22 protein-coding genes and 1 pseudogene are annotated in these 19,659 nt (G+C 37.2%); 19 read left to right on the top strand and 4 right to left on the bottom strand.

Features of this window, described 5'->3' with window-relative positions:
* Nucleotides 1-213: 213 nt before the first annotated feature.
* The 17 genes and pseudogenes from crcB to HGT73_RS11040 all read left to right on the top strand — a co-directional run bounded on the left by crcB (nucleotide 214) and on the right by HGT73_RS11040 (nucleotide 13,553).
* Nucleotides 214-591 carry a fluoride efflux transporter CrcB gene (crcB, locus tag HGT73_RS11120; RefSeq protein ID WP_214214929.1) on the top strand — a complete coding sequence of 126 codons (378 nt, stop codon included), beginning with the start codon at nucleotides 214-216 and terminating at the stop codon, nucleotides 589-591.
* A 90-nt stretch (nucleotides 592-681) separates the two neighbouring features.
* The gene (locus HGT73_RS11115) at nucleotides 682-1,548 is read left to right on the top strand and encodes a BadF/BadG/BcrA/BcrD ATPase family protein (protein ID WP_214214927.1); all 867 of its coding nucleotides are present in this window, start codon (nucleotides 682-684) and stop codon (nucleotides 1,546-1,548) included.
* A 400-nt stretch (nucleotides 1,549-1,948) separates the two neighbouring features.
* Nucleotides 1,949-2,248 (top strand): hypothetical protein, encoded by a 300-nt coding sequence (locus HGT73_RS11110; protein WP_214214922.1) that lies wholly within the window; start codon nucleotides 1,949-1,951, stop codon nucleotides 2,246-2,248.
* Nucleotides 2,249-2,428: 180 nt separating this feature from the next.
* Nucleotides 2,429-2,674: a hypothetical protein gene (locus HGT73_RS11105; RefSeq protein ID WP_214214918.1), complete on the top strand. Its 246-nt coding sequence runs from the start codon at nucleotides 2,429-2,431 to the stop codon at nucleotides 2,672-2,674.
* Nucleotides 2,674-2,967, top strand: coding sequence for a hypothetical protein (locus HGT73_RS11100; protein ID WP_214214915.1), 294 nt, complete (start codon nucleotides 2,674-2,676; stop codon nucleotides 2,965-2,967). Before HGT73_RS11105 ends, HGT73_RS11100 begins: the two co-directional genes overlap by 1 nt.
* Nucleotides 2,951-3,268 (top strand): biofilm development regulator YmgB/AriR family protein, encoded by a 318-nt coding sequence (locus HGT73_RS11095; protein ID WP_214214911.1) that lies wholly within the window; start codon nucleotides 2,951-2,953, stop codon nucleotides 3,266-3,268. Before HGT73_RS11100 ends, HGT73_RS11095 begins: the two co-directional genes overlap by 17 nt.
* Nucleotides 3,269-3,773: 505 nt before the next feature.
* Nucleotides 3,774-4,100, top strand: coding sequence for an AraC family ligand binding domain-containing protein (locus tag HGT73_RS11090; RefSeq protein ID WP_214214908.1), 327 nt, complete (start codon nucleotides 3,774-3,776; stop codon nucleotides 4,098-4,100).
* Between the two features lie 2 nt (nucleotides 4,101-4,102).
* The gene (locus HGT73_RS11085) at nucleotides 4,103-4,858 is read left to right on the top strand and encodes a glycosyltransferase family 2 protein (RefSeq protein WP_214214906.1); all 756 of its coding nucleotides are present in this window, start codon (nucleotides 4,103-4,105) and stop codon (nucleotides 4,856-4,858) included.
* A gap of 64 nt (nucleotides 4,859-4,922) precedes the next feature.
* Nucleotides 4,923-6,605, top strand: coding sequence for a hypothetical protein (locus HGT73_RS11080; RefSeq protein ID WP_214214905.1), 1,683 nt, complete (start codon nucleotides 4,923-4,925; stop codon nucleotides 6,603-6,605).
* A 5-nt stretch (nucleotides 6,606-6,610) separates the two neighbouring features.
* Nucleotides 6,611-7,102: a hypothetical protein gene (locus HGT73_RS11075; protein WP_214214904.1), complete on the top strand. Its 492-nt coding sequence runs from the start codon at nucleotides 6,611-6,613 to the stop codon at nucleotides 7,100-7,102.
* A 1-nt stretch (nucleotide 7,103) separates the two neighbouring features.
* A complete protein-coding gene (locus HGT73_RS11070; protein ID WP_214214903.1) occupies nucleotides 7,104-8,114 on the top strand; it encodes a WavE lipopolysaccharide synthesis family protein in 1,011 nt (336 codons plus the stop codon).
* 20 nt (nucleotides 8,115-8,134) lie between these two features.
* Nucleotides 8,135-8,773, top strand: a complete 639-nt coding sequence (locus HGT73_RS11065; protein WP_214214898.1) for a PI-PLC domain-containing protein — start codon at nucleotides 8,135-8,137, stop codon at nucleotides 8,771-8,773.
* Complete coding sequence (locus HGT73_RS11060) at nucleotides 8,763-9,401, top strand: HAD family hydrolase (RefSeq protein ID WP_214214897.1); 639 nt, start codon at nucleotides 8,763-8,765, stop codon at nucleotides 9,399-9,401. Before HGT73_RS11065 ends, HGT73_RS11060 begins: the two co-directional genes overlap by 11 nt.
* Entirely contained in the window at nucleotides 9,395-10,114 is a 720-nt protein-coding gene (locus tag HGT73_RS11055; protein WP_214214896.1) for a sugar phosphate nucleotidyltransferase, read from the top strand. Before HGT73_RS11060 ends, HGT73_RS11055 begins: the two co-directional genes overlap by 7 nt.
* 29 nt (nucleotides 10,115-10,143) lie before the next feature.
* Nucleotides 10,144-12,150, top strand: coding sequence for an autotransporter domain-containing protein (locus tag HGT73_RS11050; RefSeq protein WP_214214894.1), 2,007 nt, complete (start codon nucleotides 10,144-10,146; stop codon nucleotides 12,148-12,150).
* Between the two features lie 52 nt (nucleotides 12,151-12,202).
* Nucleotides 12,203-13,275 (top strand): annotated as a pseudogene (locus tag HGT73_RS15080) (acyltransferase family protein).
* A gap of 26 nt (nucleotides 13,276-13,301) precedes the next feature.
* Entirely contained in the window at nucleotides 13,302-13,553 is a 252-nt protein-coding gene (locus tag HGT73_RS11040; protein WP_214214889.1) for a FaeA/PapI family transcriptional regulator, read from the top strand.
* A gap of 65 nt (nucleotides 13,554-13,618) precedes the next feature.
* On the opposite strand, the gene HGT73_RS11035 is transcribed toward HGT73_RS11040, so the two are convergent.
* Entirely contained in the window at nucleotides 13,619-14,227 is a 609-nt protein-coding gene (locus HGT73_RS11035) for a hypothetical protein (protein ID WP_214214887.1), read from the bottom strand.
* Nucleotides 14,228-14,646: 419 nt separating this feature from the next.
* On the opposite strand from HGT73_RS11035, the gene HGT73_RS15005 reads away from it, so the two are divergent.
* Nucleotides 14,647-15,117: a hypothetical protein gene (locus HGT73_RS15005; RefSeq protein ID WP_214214885.1), complete on the top strand. Its 471-nt coding sequence runs from the start codon at nucleotides 14,647-14,649 to the stop codon at nucleotides 15,115-15,117.
* 49 nt (nucleotides 15,118-15,166) lie between these two features.
* Here the strand turns inward: HGT73_RS15005 and treF are convergent, their stop codons facing one another.
* The gene (gene treF / locus HGT73_RS11025) at nucleotides 15,167-16,831 is read right to left on the bottom strand and encodes an alpha,alpha-trehalase TreF (protein ID WP_214214884.1); all 1,665 of its coding nucleotides are present in this window, start codon (nucleotides 16,829-16,831) and stop codon (nucleotides 15,167-15,169) included.
* A 268-nt stretch (nucleotides 16,832-17,099) separates the two neighbouring features.
* On the opposite strand from treF, the gene HGT73_RS11020 reads away from it, so the two are divergent.
* Entirely contained in the window at nucleotides 17,100-17,894 is a 795-nt protein-coding gene (locus HGT73_RS11020; RefSeq protein ID WP_214214881.1) for a siderophore-interacting protein, read from the top strand.
* On the opposite strand, the gene HGT73_RS11015 is transcribed toward HGT73_RS11020, so the two are convergent.
* Together HGT73_RS11015 and HGT73_RS11010 are read right to left on the bottom strand one after the other, a co-directional pair.
* Entirely contained in the window at nucleotides 17,873-18,880 is a 1,008-nt protein-coding gene (locus HGT73_RS11015; protein ID WP_407073162.1) for an MDR family oxidoreductase, read from the bottom strand. The two genes, HGT73_RS11020 and HGT73_RS11015, sit on opposite strands and share 22 nt — an antisense overlap.
* Before the next feature lie 62 nt (nucleotides 18,881-18,942).
* Nucleotides 18,943-19,659 carry a DUF2884 family protein gene (locus HGT73_RS11010; protein ID WP_214214875.1) on the bottom strand — a complete coding sequence of 239 codons (717 nt, stop codon included), beginning with the start codon at nucleotides 19,657-19,659 and terminating at the stop codon, nucleotides 18,943-18,945.

The raw sequence follows: 19,659 nt of genomic DNA, 5'->3' as shown, positions 1-19,659 counted from the left end.
TCCTAATAGTTATTAACTGGGTATTTTCTAATGAAAATGTATTGCACTTTTTTATGCTTTAAACGTAGTGGTTTTGTTCATATCCATCGCTAACCAGGAGGGGGAGGTAAAGGTTTTTAAAATTTTTCTAACACCTATCTCTTTTTCTGACAATTGCAGAGAACTTGATATGATAATGCTTTAAACCTTAATGTTATCAATCAGGAATCATCCATGTTCAAATCCTTACTAGCAGTCATTATCGGAGGGGCTTTAGGGTGTATTATCCGTTGGTTGCTAGCGCTTAGATTAAATAGTTTATTTCCTACTTTGCCGCCAGGAACACTGTTAGTGAATCTTATCGGTGGCTTTATCATCGGTGGCGCGGCAGCCTATTTTCTTCGACAACCGCAACTTGATCCCTTTTGGAAGGTTTTTATCACAACAGGGCTTTGTGGCGGAATGACAACGTTTTCAACTTTTTCTCTGGAAGTATTTTCACAGTTACAAGGGGGCAACTATCTCTGGGCGCTAGGATCAATCTTCGTCCATATTATCGGCTCACTACTGATGACGGCCTTAGGGTTTGTGATCGTTTCCGCTATCGTATAAAAAGGCGCTGTGGGCTGAACTGAAGCCAATACTGTTCTAATCATTTTCCATGATAGACGGTCATGCATTATTGATGAGGATAAAAAGAATATGATTCAGTATCGAATAGGGATTGACGGTGGCGGTACGCATTGTCGTGGGCGATTAGTTAATCAGCAGGATCAGTGTTTGGCTGAATTTACCGGGGGACCCGCCAATATTTATAGCCAATTTGAGTCGGGATTGAAAGAAGTAGAAAAAGTCGTTACAGAGCTATTTAAACGTGCCCACTTATCGACAACAGAATACGCAAACAGCGTTATGGTGGCTGGGTTAGCGGGTGCCAATGTTCCTTCGATAAAACAACGCTTAACACAGTGGAATATTCTAGGATTAAAGCATGCCATAGTTTCTGACGTCGAGACAGCCTGTTTTGGTGCGCATCTGGGACATCCGGGCGGAGTTTTTATTTGTGGGACGGGTAGTCAAGCGGCAGTTTGGGATGGAACTCGATTCTATTTACTCGGGGGATGGGGGGCTCAGTTGTCAGATCTTGCCTCGGGAGCGGTATTGGGGCAAAAAGCATTACGCATGGCACTACTGGCCCATGAAGGAATAATGACAAGCAGTCCTTGCATGCAATACATAATGGAAGACTTTAAAAACGATGCGGAGATCATGCTGTTATGGACTCAGCACGCCGAACCTAAAGATTGGGCAAAGTATGCGAAAGCAGTCTATGAATTCGCTCAGTGTAGTGATCATCATGCCACCACTTTAGTGAAACAGTCTGCAGTCGACGCGGAAATGATGATTACGGCTGTAATGCGCTACACTCAAGACAATATTACGCTTTTAGGAGGGATAGCAAAACCACTGATACCTTGGCTATCCGATGAGATACGTTACCGCATTTCTCAAGCGAAAGGCGATGCTCTCGATGGAGCATTATTATTGTCCAAACATTACTGGGCATAAAATTACTGGTTTCACACTGTAACATAAAGTTAATAGATGGTTTATTATGTTGAGATTATGTTATTTATGTGATGCTATGCGTTAAATGTCGATGATAGTAAGTATCATAATTTTTATGAGCCCTACACTTTTTCAGAAAGCCACCAAGAGAGCCAGCGATGAAGTGGGTGAATAATATAATAAAGAGTTAGTAATTTGTAATGTTATCATAAGGTTATTCATAATATCTTTACATTAAAACCGGTGTCCTCCTATACTGATATTATCTTAATCAAAAGCGTGCAATGGCATTGTATAGAAGAAGCACATAAGTAGGTGCTGACTAGAAATAACGCGTTTTTAGACTATACTTAGTTGCATAGTAAGATATGTATTTTTACTCCAGTGTAAGGAGGTCTATTTGTATATTTCTGATGAAGTAAAGCGTAATGAATTGATTGGTGAAGTTACCATCCGCCTTATCTTCAACAGGGAAGAAGTCACAACAGATAATTTAGTCAGTGAACTTAAGTCGATGGCTGAAAATGAAACTGATGAGGTCCGATTACTGCTGATGCATGAAGTTAGGCGCTGGCTGTTAGGCTACCTAGGTTTAGGATGCTTAACCCCTGAACGTGCAGGCTGGTTAGATAAGTTAGATTCTGCATCGTTAGGTTCACCGGCGGATTTACGACTAGTGGTCTCCCGTGATGAAGATTAACTCCGCTAGGAGGGCTTGCAGTCACATTGCAAGCTCTCTTGACTTTTTGAGCCAAAATCCTACTTTTGTAAATTCCTCCCCGATAGATCAATAAAATTAATCTTATCTGTACAATTGAAGAACTTTTGTTTATTTTATAGGAAATAGTTAGGGTCCTATTAAATAGACAAGGAGTTAAAGATGCGTCAGCAAACCTATGACTTACATCTTGCCAAAAGAAATGGCTCTTCTGCAATAAATGAACAGTTATCCAATGACCAGCTGATGGGGATGCTTATCGTTGAGCTGCTTGAGTCCGGTAAAACCCTTAATCGTAAAAGTATCTGTACTAAATTGATGAACTGGATTGAGCTGGCTGAAAACGATAACCTGATTAAGCGTTACCAAGATTTGATGCTTTTGGTGCTTGATCGAGAACTGAATTAATGTCTAAGGACAATGGCTTTACGCAACAGCATGTGGACGACATGATCGGTGAAGCCGTAATCATCCTGCTGAAAACAGGAGGTCCAATAACGACAACTGAATTGTTGAATCAGTTATCAAATATGGCAAAAAAAACAAGCAATCCCCAGAGAGCAGAAGCATGTTTGCAGGGTATCTACGAGATAAAACAAAGTATCTCTAAAAATTATCAGAAACGTAGTCAATTTCTCAAAAACCAAAGCTTAATCTTTGAAAGCGGTACTCATAGATATCAATATGACACTAAACATTAATTTTTTCTTAGGAGAGACGACTTCTAAGCCTTCCAACACACTTACTCACTTTTCTTCGGTAAGTCATACAACTACGGCGGTAGAATTTATCCCAACTATTGACACCAGCTTTGAGAAAGAAAAAAAAGTTCTCGGGCGAACTGTAAAACAGCTATTAATTGAAACTGGTCAGGTCAGCAACAAAGCTATTATTATTAGCCTGGTTAAACAACTTGAAATTTCACAGGAAAGCAAAAAGACTCACATTCTACGAAGTGCCCTTGAGATCATCGTTGGTATCACGCCTGACGATATTTTTTAACCCCTTATCTTTACATCTAAAATTCTTCCCCAATATTAATCCATCATCTAATCAGTAGTTATTATCATATTTATATATTATAAAAACATTTAAAAATAATACATGATACTGTTAAAATTCATTATAAAATAAATTATTTTAATTATTGGTTTTAAATAAATTTTTAATATCGTATTTTCCTAGTAGACGATCTTTTAGAATAATTAGCCATTTTATATTGTTATATTTAAATCGCTAATTATTACTCTGCTAGATGAATATATCGCTAATAAAAAACATCAGCATCTTAAATTTTTTCAGATTTATTTTACAGCGTGAAAAAATCGATATACTATAGCGCACATAAAAACTGGACAGTTAAATATATATATAAATATATAATTCAACATGCTATTTATCTATAAAGAATCGATATTTAATATTATTTCGTTAAGTTAAACCTATAAGAATTTATCCTATTATTAACTTTTTTATTGAACTTTGAGTAATTAACTAGGTGAGTAAAATGAATATAGGAAAGCTAGAGCTTATGCATAAAGGCTGGTTTATTGGTAATTTTATTCCATCCCTTTATCCTACTTGTGATGTGGAAGTTGCAGTTAAGTACTATCAGCAGGGAGACCACGAACCAAGGCATACCCATAAAATCGCTACTGAAATTACTGTTATCATTGAAGGTGAAGCGAGAATGGATAAAAATCACCTTAAAAAAGGCGATATTATAACTCTTTTACCAGGTGAAGAAACGGACTTTCACGCAATAACAAATGTGACAACAGTGGTTGTTAAACTCCCCAGTGTTAAACATGATAAATATATGAATATTGAATAAATATGATAAATATAATAATTCCTATGGCTGGAGAGGGTAGCCGATTTAAAAAAGAGGGTTTCCCTGATCCAAAGCCACTGATTAAAGTTAACGATAAACACATGATAGAGCTAGTGGTCAATAATATAAAACCTACTTGCGAACATCGATTTATATTTATTTGCCAAGCTGAACATTTATCTACGACTCATTTAGAGAAAATATTGAAAAGAACCTGTGATAACGCAATTATTATCTCTATGGATAGGAAAACAGCCGGGGCAGCGGAAACGGTATTAGTTGCAGAAAAGTATATCAACAATGACTCACCATTGATGATAGCTAACTGTGACCAATGGATAGATATCGATATCAATGAATATCTTGATGCTTTTAATCACCAAAAGAGTGATGGCATGATAATGACAATGACAGCTAACGATCCCAAATGGTCTTATTTACGTATCGCGCAACAAGGATATGTATGTGAGGTACGAGAAAAAGAAGTCATCTCCACTGAAGCATCGGTGGGTATTTATAACTTCAAGAGGGGGAGTGATTATTGTTATGCTGCTAAAAGAATGATTGAAGATAATAATTTATCTAACGGTGAATATTATGTCGCACCCACCTATAATTACCTAATTCAAGAAAGAAAATCAGTTATTGATTTTTATAATATCGGGGAAGAATACAAAGGAATGTATGGCTTAGGAATTCCTACAGACCTTAGTAAATTCTTAAAAAATAGTATATCAAAAAAAGCCACTGATTTTTAAGTTAGTTATGAATATTATACATTGTAAAAATGACAAGAAATTATGCCTGAAAAAAACATTCAGGGTGTTCAATAAAGATAAGTATAAAGATTTTTTATCTGAAAGTACGACTGTCATTACCTTTTCAAAAATACACCCTACCGTTTCAGCGGAAAAGTTGATTATTAATGGTGTGAAAAGGATATCTTTATCAAGTCATGATGATATATTTCTTCATAATGTGCAGTGTGAATCACCTTTCTATGCTCAAATACTTTGGGATATTACTCACCAACTTCATTTGGGTGGCTTTATTTATATAGAAGAGCCTTTACAGGTTGATAATCTTCTACAAAAAGACTACTACCATCAATCCTTTGAATTAGTTGAGGTGATTGACGGTTGTATATATAAATATAAGAAAGTGATGCCCCTACCAATTGAAAAAGATAGAGGGCTTGAATGCTGGTCATTCTGTATTCCTGTAGGTAACGATGATCCAGTTTTTCTTAATAAATGCATAGAAAGAATAATTGAAATAAATATACCGCATAAAGAAATTATTCTATGTGGTGATCCACATCCTGAATTTAAATTTTTTGACAAGGTGAAGATAATAAGTGATGAGCGTCAGAGTGAAGAAAACCATATCACAAAAAAGAAAAATTTACTGGTAAACGCTGCACTATATAATAATGTTTGTATACTCCATGATCGGGTACTATTACCTCTTAATTTTTATGATGCTATTACAACATTCGGTGATTTTTTTCCAATAACCGGCTTTCAATCTTTCTATTTCCAAGATAAGCATAATTTTCTACCAAGGAAATATTCAGATTTTAATACAATATCGCAAGATCTTACTAAAGAGATAAATATAAAAGATGTAGTGAGAGAAAATACTAAACTCATTAGTAAACTTTTTTACTGTTATCAGCATCCTGCGCGATCACATTTTGGACATGATTATCTTACAGGTAGTTTATACCTAACTAAAAAAAGTCTATGGACTAAATACCCACAAAATGAGAATTTATTTTGGAATGATTATGAAGATATAGAATTTGGTATCAGAATAAGTAGTCATGGTGTTCCCTGTAGAATAAATCCCAATACGATAACGCAAAGCATGAATTCACGCTCAGTCATTCATTATTATGGATATGTCGCAACCAATAATATCAGTGGCAAACTAACTATGTCTCGTAGCGTGACTGAGCAAATACCTTTTATAAAAAGAAAACCGCTATTTCGTATCTCTAAAGAAGAAGCGAGAGAAAGAATTTATTCTTTTGCAAAAAAATATGGAGCAAATAAAAATACGTTATTTCAAATATCTTGTTCCAGCATGTCTGGACTATCAAGATATCTTATTATTAAAAAAGTCATTAGTGATGTGACGGTAAAACTTCCCTATATCGAGGAGTTTATGGCCGATTTTTCCGCCAATATTCTCTGTGAACCAATGGCACCTAATGAATATGAAGACATTATCAGAATTATGTTTTCATCGGCCAGTCCAAAAGTAAAGAAAAGAACACTAGTGATGAGTTTTATTTTGAATAACCAACTTTTTCATTCCTTTAGCTCATCACCTTTTTATAAGAAAAATGATGATTGGTTTATCGAAAAATGTAAGATGACTAATATTGGGAATTTCATCTCAGCAATAAACTTAAAATATATTATCCCAGGCGTTTATTTCCCTCATGGTATTAAAGAAGTTTATCGATGTCTACATGGCACGACGCTTTGGAAGGAATAAGAAATATGAAACTGCGTATCAGTGGCGTAACTGAAGAAGAATATGGTCTATGGCGTAATAATGGTGTATCAAAGCATATTTCATATACAGAAAATAATGAATCAATTTTTACCAAAATTGGTTTTCAACTAGAAGATATAAAAAGTTTTGAGTTGGATCTAAATCATACTAACCATATTATTTTTGTGAAGATTCATAATAATAAGACCTACGATCTATATCGAGAACATTTAATTACACTAATAAAAATGATGATTATTAATAAAAAAGAGTATGATGTTCATATATATATTGTTTCAGATAAGAACCAAGACTATAAAAATGAGTTAACTAACTTTTTTAATCTCAATACTCATTACGAAAAAAAACAAACCTATGGTGAGAATATGGCAATTATTAAATGCCTATCTATGAGATTTCTAGGTTTTACTATCACTAATTTGTTTTTGAAAATCAGTAGTTGTTCAACGTATTTTCTAAAAAAAGAAAGTAAGTAGTATGCATCAGATATCTTTTGTTTTTCAAGGGAAAGTGTTTTTTGATGAAAACTGTACCAGAGTTATAGAGAACATAGCGATAGTAAGAAAGAAATACCCGAACTCTGAAATTATCATCTCCACTTGGGAATTAGAAGCTGACGAAAGGAGTTTGTTTTTAAAAGAAATAAAACCATTAAATGCTATCGTTATATTTAACAGTGATCCCGGCCCTTTAGTTTATCGAGAAGGGAGTTATCAGTGGGTTACCAATATAAATAGGATGATTGTTTCTTCTTTTAAAGGGATTGAACGTTCAACTCGCGATTATATAGTAAAGCTAAGAACCGATAGTTTTTTATATAATGATAACTTAAGAAAGATTTTTTCACGTAAAAAAATGATCGACAATCTATTTACTAGAAGCAGAGAGTATTCTTTTTTTGAAGAAAGAATGATCAATTGTAATTTATTTGCAAGACATAGTCGTTCCTATCGTTCTTTTCTTTTTCATCCAGGAGATATTATGCTACTTGGTAAGAAGAGTGATATGTATGAGCTGTACTGCACCCCATTAGTTGATAGATCTATATTTGAAGTTACATTTAATTATTCCTTGTTTAGTTTGATGAAGTACGTGCCAGAACAGTTTATCTGGGTTAACTATCTTAAGAAGAAAATGAATGGTTTACAATTTTCTGGAAATAAAGAAAACTCCAAAAAATTAATGTTACTTTCTGAGAGGTTATATATTAATAATTTCATTCCATTAAGTTGCTATCAACTTGGCTTTATATGGCCAAAGCATACTACTAAATATAAAAATAAAGGGGAGGATACTATTTACCAGTTTAAAGACTGGGTTATCTTAAATAATATCCATAATGGAAAAAATAAAAATAGAGATGTTACTTATCCTATCAGTTTCAATGTCAAAGTATCTTTAATGAAACTATGGTATTTCATTCTTTACTTTCCATTAAGATGGCCTGCTATCAGGAGAGTTATAATGGATATGAAAAGTAGAGAATAATTATAAATGGAGTCAAAGGAATGATCTCAATATCACATCGAGGATATTGGTTAAATCCATCTGAAAAAAATACAATTAGTGCTTTTAAACGATCCTTTTCACAAGGGTACGGTACTGAGACTGATATTAGGGATTTCAATGGAGAACTAGTGATTAGTCATGATATTCCTTCCGTAGAGTGTATTAGTTTCGAGTGTTTTTTGAAATTATTTATAGCCTACGATTATAGGCTGCCTTTAGCACTAAATATAAAATCAGATGGTTTGGCAAAAAGGATAAACGAATATCTAAAGTTTTATAAAGTGGATAATTATTTTTGTTTTGATATGTCTATACCCGATACTCTTCATTATATAGAAGAGGATATGAATATTTTTATGCGCCGTAGCGAATATGAAATCGATAACGATCTTTTCAAATATGCGAAAGGTATTTGGTTAGATAGTTTTCATCGGGATTATTTGGATGAAAAAAATATTATGAGTTATCTCGAAGCTGGAAAAAAAGTCTGTATCGTCTCGCCAGAGTTACATCGAAGAGATGAGAATGAGATGTGGAATAATATAAAGTTATTATCTAGTGACTATTATAACTCCGAGCAATTAATGCTCTGTACAGATAAAATCGAAAAAGCGGTAGAGTTCTTTTATGAAAAATAAAATTAAAGCTGTAATTTTTGATATGGATGGTGTTCTTATCGATGCTCAGCAGTGGCATTACTATGCTTTAAATAGGGCATTGGAACTGTTTGGTCTACAAATTGATTATGAGCAGCATCTTCGACGTTTTGATGGTTTACCAACTAAAAAAAAGTTAGATATTCTTCGTAAGGAGAAAGATCTACCTTTAAAGTTATTTGATTTTATCGATCAACTAAAACAGAAATATACACTTGAAATTGTCGAGACTTGCTGTCACCCACAATTTCAACATGAATATCTGTTATCTCGATTAACGGCGGAAGGATACAAGTTAGCCGTTGCTTCTAATTCGATAAAAAATACTATTGAAGTCATGCTTACAAAGGCAAATATTCTTCATTATTTTGACTTTTATCTCTCTAATCAAGATGTCGTACAGAGCAAACCATCACCAGAAATTTACCTAAAGGCAATTGATAAACTGAATCTCTTACCGCAAGAATGTTTAATCATCGAAGATAATGAAAATGGGATTAATGCCGCCAAGGCCAGTGGCGCTCATGTCCTAGCGATTGGTAAAATTGAAGAGGTCAATTACATCAATATAAAGAATAAAATATCTGTATTGGAGAAAGGACTATGCTAACAATTATTACTCCTATGGTAGGTGAGGATTTATATCAAACATCCTCTGAAAACTCATTCCCAAAGATTTTGAATGAAATTGATGGAAAAACTATTTTTGAATATTCACAATGTTATTTGAAATCAATCGAAGATAACTATAATAAAATCTATATTAGACCTAATTTTTCTAATCAGCAATATATGATTGATAACATTATTCAAAGAATAGTCGGGGAGGACGCGATATTGATTAACGTTAACAATAATACTGCAGGTGCTCTTTGTACATGTCTTCTAGCGGCTGAATACTGGGATGATGATGATGAACTCATTATAACATCATCCGATCAATATCTTGATATTAATTGTCAGTCAGTTATAAATGAATTTAGGGAAAGTAATACCGATATTGGGTTGATAAGTTTTTCTTCTGTGCATCCAAAATGGTCATACATTAAAAGAGATGACAGTAACTCAATAATTGAAGTTGTCGAAAAAAAAGCAATCAGTGATGAAGCGATGGCAAGTTTTTTCTATTTCAACAAAGCCAGTCTATTTTTTAAATTAGCTAAATCTGCATTATTAAAATCAAGATCAACTAATAATATATTTTACTTGTCAGCATGTGTGAATGAAGCAATTTTAGATGGGGGTGTCGTCTCAGCAAAAATAATTGAAAATAAAGAGTATTACAATTTCTACGATTTCAATGCCATTAATAGGTTTAGTTAATACATAACGTTGTTTAATAAGGATATTAAATGAAAAAATCATTTACATCACTGATATTCCTATCATTTTTCAATACATCAGTATGTGCTTTTGAAAATGTGGTAAGTTTTGGTGATAGTTTAAGTGATGGTGGTGCATTAGATTTTTTGAACTCTAAAACGAGATATATATCGGGTGATAACTCCCTGCTCTATAATGAAATAATCTCACTCAATTATACAAATAAATATCTTACTGTTAGTACTGAAGGGGGGAATAATTACTCTTTATCAGGTGCGACAGCAAGTAAAACACCTCTTCTAATTTATAAAACTGAGAATCAAATCAATGAATATTTGAATAGAAATAATGGAAAAGCGAATAAAGATGATCTCTATTTATTTTGGGCCGGTGCAAACGATATCACCGCTGACGTGGAAATGAGTTTATTAACCCTTAATTTCAAAAATCTCTTTAACGATGGGGTAAATTACCAACTCTCTGATGCACCGGTGGCTGTGGCAAGGCAAGTCGGTACGTTGCTTGATAAGGGGGCTGGACTTGTTGTGGTTCCTAATTTACCTAATGCAGGATTAAGTCCTTGGACGGCAACAGCGCTATTCGGATTTTCACAAATGTTACTCGGCGGTAATCTCCTTGACCTACCTAGCCTGTACAAGATCCAAGATCAATCGTTACGACAAGAAGGTAACGTATATGGTGAAGAACAGCGTCAAGAGGCGATTATTAACTCTTTATCAAAAGTGCTTAATAACTACGGTCTACAGTTTCCACACCAAGTTATTGCCAATGTCTATCGAACGTTACTCTCTATGGAGAACCGTCTTACCGTTCAGTTTAATCACGATTTGGAATCGAGCCTCTCATCATTAACTGGAAATATTGCCTATATAGATAGTTATAGCTTGTTTCAAGAAATGATCGACCATCCGACTACTTATGGGTTTGATAATATTTTAGTTCCTACCTGTCAAATTGGTGTGGGGGCGCCGTTCTGTGATCCATCGCACCCTACATGGCACAATGATCAAACCTATCTTTTTTCTGATTGGTTCCATCCAAGTCCTGAAGCACATGCCATCATTGCTCAATACATTACTGCGCTTGTTAATGCACCAATGATGGTTAGTCAGCTGGCTGAACCTGTGCGCGCACTGATGTTGGGGCAAAATAGCTTTTTGATGTCTCAGCTTAGTCTTTTTCGCCAAAATAAGGTTAACAGTCGTCCTTACCAACTCTTTGGCGGCTACCAAGGACAGTCTCTTTTTTCTTCTTCGACCAGGAATCAATCACGAGGGCAAAGTAACATTGGCATTATTATTCAAGCAAATAACGCGCTCAGTGTAGGCGGGGCATTGAGCGTAGGCCAAGCGAATCGTTCTCGATTGAGTCCCTATCTCCATACTCGGTTTATGAATAAAACCATGTCTGTTTTTGCTCAATTGTTATTGGGTCAAAGTTGGTTATCGACACAAGTTAGTATGGGGGATATTAAATTTGATGAGGTGAAACGTATTATTCCTTTGGGTAAAGCATTAAGGGCAGAACGTTCGACGACCAAGGGGAACCATTTTAGTGGTTCGATTAACGCAGGTTATGACTTTTTGTTAAACAATAATATCTCTCATGGCCCTCATGCTTCTGTGCTTTATAGAAAGGGTAAAATTAACGGGTTTACTGAAAAAACGTCTACAAGCAGTTCAATGATGTTTAGCCGTCACCGTTTCTCAGACAGTTATTTATCGACAGGATGGCATTTCTCTTGGAAGAAAAATAGGTTTAATCCTTTCTTGGAAATTAACTATTTACATCCCTTGTATACAAAACAGAGTGCAATAAAAGCTAGTCTTAAAACGACGGATACAAAATTCAGTACAGAAATAAAAAATAGTGAAAGTTCTAATGTTAATATTAAATTAGGTGCGGCATTTAATATTAATAATAGAACTCAGGCTTATACAACGGTAGATTTCCCTAAATTAAAAAATGGTCTTTCTGATGCCTATTATGTAGCAGGTCTTAATTTTACGTTTTGATAAAGTTCTAATAGAGGGGGAACCCTCTATTAGATATAAGGTAGATTTAAAAATGAATGATAGAACAACCCTATCAGCGGTAGCCTTTCTGAGAGGTTTTGCGGTAATCGCAGTCGTTCTCTATCACTACAGTTGGTTTGTGCATCCCTTAGAGTCGACAATTTTACGTAAAGGTTATATTGGCGTTGATATTTTTTTTATTATCAGTGGTTTTTTAGCATGCCATACTACAAGAAAAATAAAAGGGTCTTTATCTAGTTTACTAAAATACATTTTGTCAAGACTGATACGCATTTATCCTGCCTACTTTATTATCACTATAGGTTACGTAATAACTCAAAAAACTTTATTTTCAACTTATCCTGATTTTTCAGTGTTGGTTAAAAGTCTACTTTTTTTTCCTCAATCTGATTCAGGCAGTCCCGTCTATGGTTCACCTGTTGTAGATGTGGGATGGACATTGAACTACGAGTTTTTTTTTACCTAATAGTTTCATTGAGTCTGTTTTTCAATAGATATAGACAATTAGTCGTTATTGTTATTTTAATGGCTATTATTTCTATTAAATACTGTTTTAAAACTCTAGGGTTACAGGTTAATGGGAATATAATTGCGTGGTTTAACTTCTCCACTAATCCCATTATTGTGGAGTTTATAATAGGCTATTTTCTTGCCTTTTATTATGATTCTTTAATACTTTTACTCACACGAACTAAACATATTATTTTTATTTTGTTAATGTTGATTTCATTTTTATCAATAATTGTAGAGTGGAGGTTAATTAATTTCACTGATGATATGCATATAGGACTGATGCTTATCCCTGCACTCATTTTTTTTATATACTGTATAAAAATATTTGATATAGATAAAATATCCGTCCCTAATTTTATTTCGTTCACAGCGAGGATATCTTATTCCATTTATTTACTGCATATGGCAGTAATCTTTTCACTAATAGAGCTTTCAAAGCTAACATTTGGAGAGCAGGTATTCGATTCTTTTAATGCTAGATTTAATCTGTTTTTTTTATCTTTACTCTTTTCTTGGTGTATTAGCTATCTTTTTTGCATAAAGGTTGAAGAGAAAATATCCACGCTAATGAAAAGTTATATATTTAAATAGTTATTTAATGATAATGGAGATATCAAATGACTAAAAAAGATGAAGTATTAAATGCTGTGTCTGAACTTTGTGAAAAATATACTCATTCGATGATACAGAAGGGACAGTTACCCGATTTGGATTTCTGGCCAAAAACACGAGATATTTCAGATCGCTGCGATTCAAGCATCTATGTGACACGGAGTTTACTTTTACAATTGGTTGAAGAGGGGAAGGTGATAAAATCCCCTCAGTTATATTCTAACTCTTTACGCTGGTTTATTAAGTCACCACGTTAAGGCCAGTAGATATTAGTATAAAACGCTAAAGGCTCCGCTTTTAATATAACGTAGCCTTTAGCGCATTAAGGATTGATGAGTCTCCCAATATCCTTATAAAAACTAGGTCTATTTTTTCCTTTTCTTAGTGTACCTTCACGATAGAAATAGACTTTTCGTAGGTTACATTGCAAAATATCGGCAATATCTTTGGTGTTGAGGTTCAATAGATAACCACGTAGTAAAGAGACTTGCTCTTTAGATAAGTTGATTCTATCGTAAAAAACGACACTGTAGTTTCTCTTACATCTTTCACCATCATCTTGGCAGAGTATACGAGTAAAAAAATTGAAGTCCTCTAATGATAATCTTTTATCAATTTCATAATCTGCGCTTTTTATTGACATAAATTGATGGAGTATTGAGAAGATACAAATTTTTACACCATTAATATTATCTCTAATTTTTCTTATGTCTAATTCGGGATCAATAATAATACTATTAGTCGTTAGCGTATCATAGAACACGAGATCGACCTGAGAGCGTTGAGGGTGTTGAATTAGTTCTTGTACTGAATTAAAACGTAATACTAATATTTTATTAGAAATTTGCTGGCAGACTGATTCAATTGCAATCTTAGTGAAATTGCACGTATCAATGATAGCTATAGAACGAACGTATTCCTTGTTATTCATATAACACCATAATCATCACGGTTAAAGTTAAGTGTAGGTTGTTTTATTAGCAATGAATTATTAATGTAGCGAGCTTTTCCTCTTAATTTTAAATTAGATTGTGTCGATTATGTCAGGCTTTCTCTCTATCTTCCATATGCAAATTTAAAAAACTCTTAAAATAGGATTGTTTCATATATTATTCTTTTTATAAGTTAATTTCCTAGTTGTTAAGCATTATTTTTATGAGTTTTTTAAATAAATACTTTGCATTTTTTTATTAATGTTTCTATTAATAATTATGTTCAATAAGCGAGTCATCGGTCCCTTGGACAGGGAAGGTGGATAAGAATATTCCGTTTTAAACCTAATTACTTGTCAGTTTTTAATTTGGTTGCTATGTTTTTAACAGGTATTACTACTTACAAGGATTGAATAAGATGAAAAAGACACTTACTGCTGCTGCCCTTTCAATGACGTTTTTGGCTTCTCATGCTTTTGCTGACACCACGCCAACGCCTACTGAGCAGCTACAGGAGAAAACTCAGCAGCTACAAAATCGTGCGTCTGAGACATCTCAAAAAGCGCAAGATCGTGCTTCTGAAGCGACGACTGAGTCTAAAAATCGTCTCAATGAAAATGTTAACAAGGCGAAACATCGCCTACAGGGTGACAACAGCAACACCACTAAAGCGAAGGAAAATGCTGAGCACCGCTGGAACAAGACTAAAGAAGGCGCGACTAAAGGCTGGAACAAAACCAAAGAAGGCACAACCCAAGGCTGGAATAAAACCAAAGAAGTGACTTCTAAGGGCGTAGATAGCACTAAGCAAGGTGCGAGCAGCGCATGGCAAAAAACAAAAGATGCCGCGGCCAGTGCAAAAAAATCAGTTTCTGATAGCACTAACTAAGCTCCCGCTTCTCCGTTTTTCTGATCAAGCCTCCATCAGGAGGCTTTTTTTATTTGTTGAGCAGATGACCATACTCACTGATCAGGCATCGCGTCACACCGTTAGTCCAACCAAATCCATCTTGTAGTGGGTATTCACCGCCACCGCCGTGTGCGTTGGACTCATTCATCACATTATATTTTTCGACTAACTTATGATTTTCTTTAAATACTTTATTAACGGTCGTCAGCCAGCGAATCGCAATTTCTTCTGCGAGATCGAAGTGCCCATATTTTTTTAATCCCTGAATAGCCATCCATTGTAGAGGGGCCCAGGCATTAGGTTTGTCCCATTGTTCACCGCTCTCAATAGTTGTTGTGAGAAGTCCACCGGGGGCAAGAAGCTGCTCATTAATTTGCTGCGCGATACGTGCAGCTTGCTCGGGCGTAGCGAGCCCGGTAAATAAGGTGACCGGTGCTGCGGCACTGAACAACCCAAACTGCTGTCTACACCAATCATAGTCACGGAAAACGCCATTCTCTTCATCCCATAACCATCGATTGATCGCAGTCAGTCTCTCTTTCGCTTTTTTCTCCCAGGCGCGTGCCGTTAACGTTTCCCCTGCTTTCTCGGCGAGGGTTGCAATAGTAACCTCCAGTTTATAGAGCAAGGCATTGAGATCGATAGGTATATATTGCGTAGTTCGGATACTGGCGAGTCGGGTAGGATCTCGTAGCCAGCGGGAAGAGTAATCCCAGCCGGAAGCAGCGCCAGCCCGTAAATCACGAAAAACTTCTTTTGCCGGTCTGTTAGAAGAGGATGCCGTTTCAATATCTTCGCGCCACGATTCATCGCGTGGTGTATCGCGGTCATCCCAGTAACGATTAAGCATTGATCCATCAGACATCTTTACCACATGCCGAAAAGCCTGATGGGCATTTAATGATCCTGATCCATCCATCCAATAGTGATATTCAGAGATAAGGTAGGGCAGGTACTGCTCAGAGCCGACAATATTGACGGATTCACATAATTCGACCATTAACGCAAACACAGGCGGTTGTGACCGACTAAGATAGTAAGTTCTATTACCGTTAGGGATATGCCCATATTTCTCAATTAACCATGCAAAGTTATCTGTCATATTTTTGATCAGATCGAGGTTTCCACTTTCTGCCAACCCCAGCATAGAAAAGTAAGAATCCCAATAGTAGACCTCAGTAAAACGTCCTCCCGGTACAACATAAGGCTTCGGTAAGGGAAGTAACGATGTATTGGGGTGATAACTCTGCGGGTCTCTAATCATAATGGGCCACAGGGCATCAATATGCTGACGGAGAGTTCTCTTTTCATTCTCATCGTGTGCATAATTATGACTCTCCTCGGGTAAGTGAAAGTGATCTTTCACAAATTGGTGGAGGGAGAAATCTTGTGACCGGCGGGTGAGCTTACGATACAGAATAAGGATATCGACAGGATCGTATTTGGGTGCGCAATCAGCAAAGGTTTTACTGTCCTCGAAAATGTATTGGCTTTGTACATCTTCAAATAATTCTAAGTAGCGATCAGACGGTGTCAGGGCATCTGCCGAAGGCATCCCCGCAATATACTCAGGCTCTGGTTCATGGTTATCGTCATTGCTCAACCAACCAAGTTCTTGCGGTGTATCATGATGACCATCGTCGTAAACACTGCCATTATTTTCAGTGAATTGTTCTTTTGATTGTCGCGACATAGCTCATCGCCTCCTTAACATATGGGCAGGATCACCCATTGGTGAATTCATTAAGTATAGTCAATCAAGAGTTGTTAGCCTGTCCTGAGCGGAGATCCCCGAGACACATTTTATTTACACTATAGCGTTGGCGTTGGGGCATCGGCGTTCCTATGCTAAGTGGGTTGTGTAAATCGAGATAAATCTTAGTAACATGATAATAAGAATTATTACTATTAATGTTCGGGATCCAGCAGTAAACTTACCTCATAATTAATCAGGAGAACCTATGTCTAACACCTTAAGTTCGGGGAAAAAAATACCCCATCGTGTACGTAATGAACTGAAATTTCGGACGTTAACGGTCAGTGATAAACAACAGGTGGCGGGTCAATTCTGGCGGGTTACTTTTCAGTCAGAGGCGCTGGCAGGCTTTGATTCCCCAGGCAGTGATGATCACATTAAATTGTTTTTTCCTGAGACGGGACAACGCGCGCCGATACTCCCCACCATCAGTGAAGAAGGGATTGTTTGGCCTGAAAATCAACGCCCTGAGTCACGAGATTACACCCCCTTAGCGTTTGATGGAAAAGGCTCTTTGACGATTGATTTTTATCGTCATGAAAAAGGGCTTGCCAGTGAATGGGCTGAACACGTCGCGGTGGGGGACTTACTCACCATCGCTGGCCCTCGCGGATCGCTTGTTATTCCTGGCGACTATGCAGAACAGCTTTATATTTTTGACGAGACTGGCTTACCCGCCATGAAACGAAGACTGAGTACAGTCAGCGCCAATCATATAAAACTTATTGCATTTGCTGACCGCCATGTAATCGACGCCTATTTAGGGGAATTACTGGGCGGACACGAGTTACACTGTATTGAAGGGGATATGATCGACTCAGCCAATATTGAGCAAGTTATCACGCTGACCGAATCGTTATCTTTCCCAACAGACGATTACTTTGTTTGGGTAACCGGGGAAGGTAAAGCGGTTAAAAACTTAAGTGACTATTTTATTCAACAACGCGGCTGTTCACCGGAATTAGTCAGGGCGGTGGCCTACTGGCACGGTAAAGAGTAGGGCTTAGCCAACGCAACAATAGTACGTCCACGGTTATTCCCTTCCAACAGCTTTTCGGCGCTTTCTATAACCTGATCAAGGTCGATAGTTTGGTAGGGAATAGGCAGTGCTTCTTCGCTGAGTAATGTACTAAAACGCTGCCAAGCAGCTTGGCGCTGTGCAGTTTCACAGTAGACACTGTCTACGCCTACTAAGCGAACACTGCGCAGAATAAAAGGCGCAACACTGGTATCTAATGTCAGTCCTTGTGCCATACCACAACTGATAACACATCCATTGCGTTGTGTTGCGGCAAGCAGATTCGCGAGCGTGTGACTTCCCACGCAATCGATCGCCCCGGCCCAGCGTTCAGCGAGTAATTTTTTTCCCGGCTCAGAAAATTCAGCGCGCGGGGATAGCGAGGTGGCTCCTAATGTCTCCACCAAATACTCGGTTGCCTGACAATCACCGGTAATCGCCACAACCTCATAGCCGAGCTTCGCTAGAATCCAAGTACTAAAGCTGCCCACTCCACCGCTGGCACCACTGACAGCGATTGGGCCACGTTCGGGAGTGATCCCTTGTTGCTCAAGTTGCAGTACCGCAAGCATTGCCGTGAGCCCTGCGGTACCAATGACCGCCGCATCGATAGCAGATAATTGTGGGGGAAGCTCCATCAACCATTCGGGTTTGGCATAAAAAATTTCGGCTAATCCGCCATGATACTGCTCACCAATTCCCCAGCCAGTGACTACGACTTGCTGGCCGACAGCCCAGTTCGGGAGTTGGCTGGCTATCACTTCTCCCACCATATCGATCCCTGGAACCAGTGGAAATTGACGTATTACGGGAGCTTTACCGCAAATAGCCAGCGCGTCCTTGTAATTCAATGATGAATAAAGGACACGAACCGTGACCGGAAAATGCGTCAGTGCAGACGCTTCAATCTCTGTGCTTGCCGAGATGGGAGAGCCCGTTGAGTGAGTGAGCCAAATTGCTTGCAACATCATGACGTGTTACCCCCATTCGCGATTATCAAGATAAAGAGGCTCAGAACGAGCCTCATCGATTATTTTACCGCCTTGTAGAGCGCATGACGCTGTGTTTCTAGCAGCGTGACACGTTGACAAACTTGTTGGCCAAATTGTTGGAAATCATCTTCGTGTTGTTTCCATTCTTGTTGAACGGCTTGTTGTAACCCACCAAGATTCCCCATCAGCGCTTGCAATGGATTACTCGTACTACTGAGATTTTTCATATTACCCATCTCATTGAGACTATCTTGCAGTACGCCACCCATCGCATTTTGTACCAATTTTTCACTGTTTTGATGCACGCTATCGATCGCGCTATGGTGATAGGTCATCACGCCATTATCTTGCGAAAGCACACGGGAAAATTGTTCCTTTAACTGAACATCCAAACTATTCAAGCGTTTGTGGATCCCACTGTCCGCGCCTAATTTTTCGGTAATAATACGATCTAATGCTATTTTAGCTTGATCGAGGCGTTGATGAGCGCCTTGATTGATCCACGGCATGTCTTTACGAACAGCTGCTTGATAAGCAATGGCTTGTTGACGCACAGTGGCAGAAGGTTGCCGCGCACTACCGTTAAAGGTGATATCGCCAGTTGGGGTAATGGTCATATTGCCATCACTTCCCGTGATCGCCACGCTTTGAGGTGAAACGGTAATATCGTCTTTAGGAATTGAGTCACATTGGTAGGCGGCATGAGCCTGTACTGCCGAGACTAGTAAAGTAGCTAATAGGATCTTGCGTAACAT

This window comes from Rosenbergiella australiborealis (assembly GCF_018494035.1).
GTDB classification, from domain to species: domain Bacteria; phylum Pseudomonadota; class Gammaproteobacteria; order Enterobacterales; family Enterobacteriaceae; genus Rosenbergiella; species Rosenbergiella australiborealis.
Note: the sequence above shows the minus strand (reverse complement) of the source record. Positions and strands in the feature narration are given on the sequence as shown.

Bases quoted from the DNA above. Each gene is read 5' to 3' on its own strand.
- crcB (WP_214214929.1), top strand. From the start codon at position 214: ATGTTCAAATCCTTACTAGCAGTCATTATCGGAGGGGCTTTAGGGTGT.
- HGT73_RS11115 (WP_214214927.1), top strand. From the start codon at position 682: ATGATTCAGTATCGAATAGGGATTGACGGTGGCGGTACGCATTGTCGT.
- HGT73_RS11105 (WP_214214918.1), top strand. From the start codon at position 2,429: ATGCGTCAGCAAACCTATGACTTACATCTTGCCAAAAGAAATGGCTCT.
- HGT73_RS11100 (WP_214214915.1), top strand. From the start codon at position 2,674: ATGTCTAAGGACAATGGCTTTACGCAACAGCATGTGGACGACATGATC.
- HGT73_RS11095 (WP_214214911.1), top strand. From the start codon at position 2,951: ATGACACTAAACATTAATTTTTTCTTAGGAGAGACGACTTCTAAGCCT.
- HGT73_RS11090 (WP_214214908.1), top strand. From the start codon at position 3,774: ATGAATATAGGAAAGCTAGAGCTTATGCATAAAGGCTGGTTTATTGGT.
- HGT73_RS11085 (WP_214214906.1), top strand. From the start codon at position 4,103: ATGATAAATATAATAATTCCTATGGCTGGAGAGGGTAGCCGATTTAAA.
- HGT73_RS11075 (WP_214214904.1), top strand. From the start codon at position 6,611: ATGAAACTGCGTATCAGTGGCGTAACTGAAGAAGAATATGGTCTATGG.
- HGT73_RS11070 (WP_214214903.1), top strand. From the start codon at position 7,104: ATGCATCAGATATCTTTTGTTTTTCAAGGGAAAGTGTTTTTTGATGAA.
- HGT73_RS11065 (WP_214214898.1), top strand. From the start codon at position 8,135: ATGATCTCAATATCACATCGAGGATATTGGTTAAATCCATCTGAAAAA.
- HGT73_RS11060 (WP_214214897.1), top strand. From the start codon at position 8,763: ATGAAAAATAAAATTAAAGCTGTAATTTTTGATATGGATGGTGTTCTT.
- HGT73_RS11055 (WP_214214896.1), top strand. From the start codon at position 9,395: ATGCTAACAATTATTACTCCTATGGTAGGTGAGGATTTATATCAAACA.
- HGT73_RS11050 (WP_214214894.1), top strand. From the start codon at position 10,144: ATGAAAAAATCATTTACATCACTGATATTCCTATCATTTTTCAATACA.
- HGT73_RS11040 (WP_214214889.1), top strand. From the start codon at position 13,302: ATGACTAAAAAAGATGAAGTATTAAATGCTGTGTCTGAACTTTGTGAA.
- HGT73_RS11035 (WP_214214887.1), bottom strand. From the start codon at position 14,227: ATGAATAACAAGGAATACGTTCGTTCTATAGCTATCATTGATACGTGC.
- HGT73_RS15005 (WP_214214885.1), top strand. From the start codon at position 14,647: ATGAAAAAGACACTTACTGCTGCTGCCCTTTCAATGACGTTTTTGGCT.
- treF (WP_214214884.1), bottom strand. From the start codon at position 16,831: ATGTCGCGACAATCAAAAGAACAATTCACTGAAAATAATGGCAGTGTT.
- HGT73_RS11020 (WP_214214881.1), top strand. From the start codon at position 17,100: ATGTCTAACACCTTAAGTTCGGGGAAAAAAATACCCCATCGTGTACGT.
- HGT73_RS11015 (WP_407073162.1), bottom strand. From the start codon at position 18,880: ATGTTGCAAGCAATTTGGCTCACTCACTCAACGGGCTCTCCCATCTCG.
- HGT73_RS11010 (WP_214214875.1), bottom strand. From the start codon at position 19,659: ATGTTACGCAAGATCCTATTAGCTACTTTACTAGTCTCGGCAGTACAG.